This window comes from Cupriavidus sp. R6-3 (assembly GCF_059772245.1).
Genome location: NZ_JCBAJO010000224.1, coordinates 1 through 7,470, shown reverse-complemented (window position 1 = coordinate 7,470; position 7,470 = coordinate 1). Strand labels below are relative to the sequence as shown.

The following is a 7,470-nucleotide window of genomic DNA, read 5'->3' as shown; positions in this document are numbered from 1 at the left end:
CGCGGCGCCGGCAGCGACGGCACCGCGGTGGTATCAGCGGGCAGACGGCATTCGGGCCAGAGCTCGAGCAAGGTGCGATACCAGCTGCCGCGTCCGCCATCCGGAGCGTCGGCGCCATCGTGAGCGCCATCGTGAGCGCCATCGTTGGCGTGATCGTTGGGGCGACCGTTGGGGCGACCGTTGGCGCGTCCCTTGGCGCGTCCATCGGCACCATCGAGCGCAAGGTCGATCGCCGCTTCCGCGGGCGCGCCGCGGTGTTCCTGCTCGTCGCTCTCTTGATCCTCGTCGCTCGCCTCGCCTTCGGCCGCCTCGCCGCTCCAGTCGTAGCCGATCTCCAGCACCGGCACCGTCTCCGCCGCGGCGCGCAGGAAGGCCGCCTCGATCGGCGTCGGCGGCGTCGGGCCGAGCCAGACCACCGGGCCGGTCAGTTGCTGGGCGAGCGCCTGCAACGCACGGCGGCGCGCCGGCAGCGGATCGTCAGGCCCGGACAGCGCCTGCCAGAACGCCAGCACGATGCGCGCCTCCTCGCCGAGGAAACGCTCGGACAGATGCGCATAGGTGCGTTGCAGCGCCTCCTGCAACAGGCTGGCGCGGTCCTCGGCGAGCACCGCGTCGTCGTCGCGGATGGCGGCGTCCTCGAGCCATCGCGCCGACAGCTCGTCGCAGACGGTCAGCACGGTCTGCGCCAGCCCCCAGGCCGCCGGTTCGGTCTGCGCGCCGAAGGCCCGCCGCAGCCAGTCCTGGCCGCGGATCGCCTGCTGCACCGCGAGCAGGCGCGCGGCGTGGCTGCGCACCTTGTCGCCATGCAGCATCGCCGGCGGAAAGTCGAGCAGCCAATGGCCCAGCGTCAGGATGCGCGGCAGCAGGCGCGGGGTGCCGGACGCGCGCGCGGCGCGGTCCAGCGCCTGGCGCACGCCCGGAATCTGTGCCGCGGTCGGCACCACCAGATGCGCGGCGGACGCGCTCTGGCCGTGCTGCTCGCAGCGGTCGAGGAAATACCAGGCCGCGGCCGCGGCATTGTCGAGAAAGTCGCGGCCGGGGCGGAAACGCAGCGTCGTCATGTAGCGGGGTGGAATGGCAGGGGCGAAGCTGGCGGAAGCAATGGCAATCGTGGGGACATCGGCAAGCGCTCGGCGCGAACCGTGCGGACGCGCCGCATCGGCGCCGCGCGGCCCCGCGCCGGCGTCAGGCGATCGCGCTCGGGATCAGGAGCGCTCGCCTTCGATGCGGGCGCGGATCTCGCGCGCGGTCTCGAGCAGCCCTTCGTAGCCGGAGCGCGCATGCTCGGGCAGGTCCGGATCGCCGACCAGCGTACCGAGCGTTTCGATGATGCTGTAGACGAGGCCCTTGGCCGCGCCCACCGCAATGCTGTTCTCTTCGACCGCGGTACTCAGATGGGCCAGCGCGTCGCCCAGGTGCTCGGCGCCGGCGGGATCGGTCGGCGCGTCGGCATCCGTGTCGGCACTCGCCTCGGGCAACTGCCTGGGATCGCGCACGGGATCGCGTACGGAATCGCGCATCGGGTCGCGGGTCGGATCGCGGGTCGGATCGTCTTCGGGCGTCATGGTGGTGGCCTGATCGATTGGGAGGGGCTGCGCCGGGCCTTGTCCGGCACGTGTTCATTCTACGCGCGCCGTGCCGGCCCACGGCAAGCGCGGGTCAGTCAAGGGCTTACTGAGGGGCTTACCGAGGGGCTTACCGAGGGGCTCATTGAAGGGCTCATTGAAAGGCTCACTCGAGGGCGAGCGCAAGGCCGAGCGCGAGAGAGAGCGCGAGGGCGACCGCGGCCGCCGCCGCCGCGCACCGGGAAAACCCGATGCATCAGCGCCCGAGGCACAAGCGGGCGATATAGACAAAATCTCTGACGCCGATTGAAAGGCATCATTGGCTTCGCGGCGCCGAGCGCGGCAAAATGGCGCCATCCCTGGTACGAGGCCATGCCGACGGCGCCGGGACCGCACGGTTCGCAGGCATGCGGGCGACGGCGGGGACGGTTGAATTCGAGGCCGCCGCCGCCATCTTCGGTATTGCGAATCCGGGCGGCAATCCCGGCAGCCAATCCGGGCAGCATCAACCGGCGCAATATGGCCGGCCCCGACGAGCCGCGAAAAAGTCGTGTAATGTAGCGGTTCGGCATAATCCAGCCTTTTGATATCCCCGAGCGAACCCTGAGGTTTTCCGCCATGAGCGAACAAATCAAGTATGTGAGCGACGCCTCCTTCGACGCCGACGTCCTCCAGTCCGACAAGCCCGTGCTGCTCGACTTCTGGGCCGAATGGTGCGGCCCCTGCAAGATGATCGCGCCGATCCTGGACGAAGTCGCCAAGGACTACAGCGACAAGCTGCAGGTGGCCAAGATCAACGTCGACGAGAACCAGCAGGTGCCGGCCAAATTCGGCATCCGCGGCATCCCCACGCTGATCCTGTTCAAGAATGGCCAGGTCGCGGCGCAGAAGGTCGGCGCGCTGTCGAAGTCGCAGCTGACCGCCTTCCTCGACGGCAACCTGTAATTGCCCCGCGCGGCGCCGCGCAACGCGCGCCGCGACAGGCATCGCCGCCCTCCCGGGCGGCCACGATCCGGCTGGCGCCCCGGCTCTGGTGCGCCGGTCGGATTGTGCTAAGATGCCCCCTACAACTTCCCCGAGCGTTCGCTCATTTCTTTCCCCTTCCTTTGCTTCCGCCCGTCCGGGCCCCATCTGTACCCCTCGTCTATGCACCTGACAGAACTCAAATCGCTTCACGTGTCTGCCCTTCTCGAAATGGCCGCGACCCTCGAGATCGACAACGCACAGCGGATGCGCAAACAGGAACTGATGTTTGCGATCCTGAAGAAGCGCGCCAAGATGGGCGAAACCATCTACGGAGACGGCACGCTGGAAGTGTTGCCTGACGGCTTCGGCTTCCTGCGCTCGCCCGAAACGTCGTATCTGGCCAGCACGGACGATATCTATATTTCCCCCTCGCAAATCCGCCGTTTCAATCTGCATACCGGCGATTCGATCGAGGGCGAGGTGCGGACGCCCAAGGATGGCGAGCGCTATTTCGCGCTGGTCAAGGTCGACAAGGTCAACGGGCAGCCGCCCGAAGCGGTCAAGAACCGCATCATGTTCGAGAACCTGACGCCGCTGCATCCGAACCGGCCGCTGACGCTCGAACGCGATATCAAGGCCGAGGAAAACATCACCGGCCGCATCATCGACATGATCGCGCCCATCGGCCGCGGCCAGCGCGCGCTGCTGGTGGCCTCGCCGAAGTCCGGCAAGACCGTGATGCTGCAGCACGTCGCCCACGCGATCGCCAACAACCATCCCGAAGCCGACCTGTTCGTGCTGCTGATCGACGAGCGTCCCGAGGAAGTGACCGAGATGCAGCGCTCGGTGCGGGGCGAGGTGGTGGCGTCGACCTTCGACGAACCGGCGATCCGCCACGTGCAGGTGGCCGAGATGGTGATCGAGAAGGCCAAGCGCCTGGTCGAACTGAAGCGCGACGTGGTGATCCTGCTGGACTCGATCACGCGTCTGGCGCGCGCCTACAACACGGTGGTGCCGGCCTCGGGCAAGGTGCTGACCGGCGGTGTCGACGCCAACGCGCTGCAGCGTCCGAAGCGTTTCTTCGGTGCCGCGCGCAATCTCGAGGAAGGCGGTTCGCTGACCATCATCGCCACCGCGCTGATCGAGACCGGCAGCCGCATGGACGACGTGATCTACGAAGAGTTCAAGGGCACCGGCAACATGGAAGTGCACCTCGAACGCCGGCTGGCCGAGAAGCGCGTCTACCCGTCGATCAACCTGAACAAGTCCGGCACGCGCCGCGAGGAACTGCTGATCAAGCCCGAGATCCTGCAAAAGATCTGGGTGCTGCGCAAGTTCATCTCGGACATGGACGAAGTGCAGGCGATGGAATTCATCCTCGACAAGATGAAGGCGACCAAGAACAACGCCGAATTCTTCGACATGATGCGCCGCGGCGGCTGAGGCCGCCCTCGCCGGGCGCATCACCCGGATGGCTTGCATCGCTCGACGTCAAGGCGCGCCACGGCGCGCCTTTTTTCCGTCCGCGCCACGCTGCCCGTATTCAGCCACCTCGCCGGTATTCAGCCACCTCGCCGTATTCAGCCACGCTGCCCGTATTCACCGACTGAACCGATTGCCACCATGCTCGCCCGCCTCGCCAGACTGCTGCATGCCCGCTCGCGCCAGCGCAAGCTGCGCCGCTACGCGATCGACGACGCGCTGTGGCGGCAGACCGTATCTTCGCTGCCCTTCCTGCAGCGCTACGGCAGCGACGATCTGGCGGCGCTGCGCGAGCTGGCCACGCTGTTCATCGCCGACAAGGAATATTCGACCGCGCATGAGCTGGTGCTGACCGACGAGATGGTGGTCAGCGTCGCGGCGCAGGCCTGCGTGCCGATCCTGCGGCTTGGCCTGGAGTGGTATCGCGGCTGGCACGGCATCGTGCTGTATCCCGGCGAATTCATCATCCGGCGAACCGTCGAGGACGAGATCGGCCTGGTGCATGGCGTGGTCGAGGAGGCCAGCGGCGAGGCATGGGAGCACGGGCCGGTGATCCTGTCCTGGCCCGACGCCAGTCTGCCGGGCGCGGGACTGGACGCCGCCGCGGACCAGCCCGACGACACCTACAACGTGGTGATCCACGAGTTCGCCCACAAGCTCGACATGCTGGATGGCGAGGCCGATGGCGTGCCGCCCTTCTCGCGCGCGCTGCATGCCGGCGTGCAGCGAAGCCAGTGGGGGCAGACATTCGACGCCGAATACCAGCGCTTTGCCGACGCCTGCGACGCGGTGCCCGACGCCGCCTGGGACGAACCGGACCGGCTGCCGGCGCCGATGCGCGTGATCGATCCCTATGGCGCCGAGACGCCGGGCGAGTTCTTTGCGGTCGCTTCGGAGGCGTTTTTCGTCGAGCCTGCCGGGCTTTCGCGGCATTGGCCGGTGCTGTACGGGCTGTTGAAGACGTTCTACCGGCAGGATCCCGCCTCGATGTGACATATGAGGCATAAAGCAGCACTGCGGCGCAACGACGCGCTGCTTGTTGCACCTTGCCCACGTCCTTGTTTCTCTGCCATAATCCGCGTTTGTCCGTCACCGGCAAGTGGTTCGCTCGCCGCCAGCGATCGCAACAGCAAGCGCAACAGCAATGGCGGCCGCGGACTGGCTACCCAACCTGCAAGGAAACACCATGAAAGAAGGCATTCACCCGAATTACCGCGAAGTCGTGTTCGTCGACGTGTCGTGCGACTTCAGCTTCCTGACCCGCTCGACCATCCAGACCAAGGAAACGATCACCTGGAAGGATGGCAAGGAATACCCGCTGGCCAAGATCGAAGTGTCGTCGGAATCGCACCCGTTCTACACCGGCACCCAGAAGATCATGGACACGGCTGGCCGCGTCGAGAAGTTCCGCCAGAAGTTCGGCAGCAAGCTGGGCAAGGCCGCGAAGTAATCCGGCTGGACCAGAGACGGCGCCGGCAGCGCATCCCGCATGCCTTCTGCCGCCGTCCGATGCGCGCCTTCCTGCAGGAACCGGTGCACATTGTGTTAAAAGAGGCAGCCCAGGCTGCCTCTTTGCTTTTGCAACGCGTCTGGCGCAGCGCGGTCGTCTTTCCAATGCACGCCGTCGACCGCGCCCGCCCAGTCCGGTGCGAGCCCGGCGCCCTGGCCGGCGCTCAAGCCGACGCCAAAACCGACGCCCAAGCCGGCGCCAATCCACGCCGCCCAGTCCGCTGACCGATCGATGAGTCCCGTCAAAGCCTCCCGCGTCCACCTGACCGCCGCCGCCACCGGGGCTCTGCCCCGCGCCCTGCTGCTGGCGATCTGCATCATCTACGGCGCCGTCGGCCTGTTCGGCCGCGACCCGTGGAAGAACGAGGACGCCGCCGGCTTCGGCGTGATGTGGCAGCTGGCCATCGGCGGGCTGCACGACTGGCTGATGCCCAATATCGCCGGCCGGCCCTACGGGCAGGACGGCCCGCTGGTGTTCTGGGTCGGCGCGACGATGATCCGCCTGGCCGGCGGGTGGCTTGGCGCGCCCGATGCCGCGCGGCTCGCCACCGCGCTGTTCTATTTCGCGACCTGTGCCTTCATCTGGTACGCGACCTATCTGCTCGGACGCCGTGCCGAGGTGCAGCCCTTCGCCTTCGCCTTCGGCGGCCAGCCCAATGCGCGCGACTACGGCCGCACGCTGGCCGATGGCGCGCTGCTGATCTTCCTGGCCTGCGTCGGCCTGGCCATGCGCGGGCACGAGACCACGCCGCAGGTCGGCCAGGTCTGCTTCGTCGCGATGAGCCTGTATGGCCTGGTGCGCAGCCTCGACATGCCGACCCAGGGCGCGCTGTGGCTGGGCGCCGGCCTGGGCGCGCTGACGCTGGCCAGCGGGCCGATCCTGCCGCTGGTGCTGTTTGCCGCGATCCTGATCGGCGCTCTGGTCTGCAAGCCGCTGCCACTGCGGCGCGTGCTGACGATCGCCCTGCCGATCGCGCTGGCGATGGTCGCGGCGTGGATGGCGGCGACCTATTTCGGCGCCGCGCATCGCGACGAGGCGGTCGCCTTCATCCGCGAATGGTCGCGCTACGACCGGCGTACCTACAGCTGGCCGAACGGCTTCGCGATCGGCTTCGTCGCCCGCAACTTCTTCCTGTTCTCGTGGCCGGTGTGGCCGATCGCGATCTGGTCCTGGCTGAGCTGGGCCGGCATGCGGCGCGGTCCCCATGTCGCGTTGCCGCTGGCGCTGCTGCTGCCGCTGTTCGTGCTGCTGCTGATGCTGCGCCAGCCCGGCGACGTGCAGTTCATCCTGCTGCTGCCGCCGATGGCGGTGCTGGCGGCCTTCGGCCTGCCGACGCTGACGCGCGCGACCATCAACGCGATCGACTGGTTCGCGCTGCTGTTCTTCACGATCTTCGGCGGCACCGTCTGGTTCATGTGGCTGGCCAAGACGACCGGCTGGCCGCCGCGGATCGCCAACAACATCTTCAAGCAGCTGCCCGGCTACCTGCATGTGTTCTCGGCCAGCGCGGTGCTGTTCGCGCTCGCGGCGACCGCGGCCTGGGTGCTGGTGGTGCGCTGGCGGCTGTCGCGCGCGCCCAAGCAGATCTGGCGCCCGGTGGTGATCTCGGCCGCCGGCACCACGCTGATGTGGGTGATGGCGATGACGTTGTGGCTGCCGTCGATCAACTACGGCAAGACCTACCGCGATGTGGCCGAGGCCGCCTCGATGGCGCTGCCGACCACCTACGAGTGCGTGCAGCCGATCCGCATGGGCGACGCGCAGCTGGCCTCGTTCGCGTTCTTCGGGCATTTCCGCTTCGGCGGCCCGGAGGACGGCTGCGACGTGCTGCTGCGGCACGACCCGGTCGACTACGGCGAGCCGTCCAGCATCTCGCGCTTCGAATGGCGGCTGATCTGGGAAGGCCGCCGCCCCTCGGACCGCGATGAACGCTTCCGCATGTACCAG

6 protein-coding genes and 1 pseudogene are annotated in these 7,470 nt (G+C 67.6%); 5 read left to right on the top strand and 2 right to left on the bottom strand.

Annotation, left to right across the window (positions count from 1 at the left end; all coding sequences use genetic code 11):
• Window positions 1-1,061, bottom strand: a pseudogene (locus AC6EI8_RS22150) (hypothetical protein); the annotation flags it as partial.
• A 144-nt stretch (window positions 1,062-1,205) separates the two neighbouring features.
• On the bottom strand, window positions 1,206-1,520 hold the full coding sequence (locus AC6EI8_RS22145; protein WP_370639541.1) for a hypothetical protein: 315 nt from the start codon (window positions 1,518-1,520) through the stop codon (window positions 1,206-1,208).
• Between the two features lie 663 nt (window positions 1,521-2,183).
• On the opposite strand from AC6EI8_RS22145, the gene trxA reads away from it, so the two are divergent.
• The 5 genes from trxA to AC6EI8_RS22120 all read left to right on the top strand — a co-directional run.
• Window positions 2,184-2,510 carry a thioredoxin TrxA gene (gene trxA / locus AC6EI8_RS22140; protein WP_006578220.1) on the top strand — a complete coding sequence of 109 codons (327 nt, stop codon included), beginning with the start codon at window positions 2,184-2,186 and terminating at the stop codon, window positions 2,508-2,510.
• A gap of 201 nt (window positions 2,511-2,711) precedes the next feature.
• The gene (rho, locus tag AC6EI8_RS22135) at window positions 2,712-3,974 is read left to right on the top strand and encodes a transcription termination factor Rho (RefSeq protein WP_006578219.1); all 1,263 of its coding nucleotides are present in this window, start codon (window positions 2,712-2,714) and stop codon (window positions 3,972-3,974) included.
• 180 nt (window positions 3,975-4,154) lie between these two features.
• Window positions 4,155-5,006 (top strand): M90 family metallopeptidase, encoded by an 852-nt coding sequence (locus AC6EI8_RS22130; protein ID WP_149319854.1) that lies wholly within the window; start codon window positions 4,155-4,157, stop codon window positions 5,004-5,006.
• A gap of 193 nt (window positions 5,007-5,199) precedes the next feature.
• Window positions 5,200-5,463 (top strand): type B 50S ribosomal protein L31, encoded by a 264-nt coding sequence (locus tag AC6EI8_RS22125; RefSeq protein WP_149319853.1) that lies wholly within the window; start codon window positions 5,200-5,202, stop codon window positions 5,461-5,463.
• 291 nt (window positions 5,464-5,754) lie between these two features.
• The coding region (locus AC6EI8_RS22120; RefSeq protein ID WP_498382888.1) for an ArnT family glycosyltransferase at window positions 5,755-7,470 on the top strand (1,716 nt) is incomplete at its 3' end.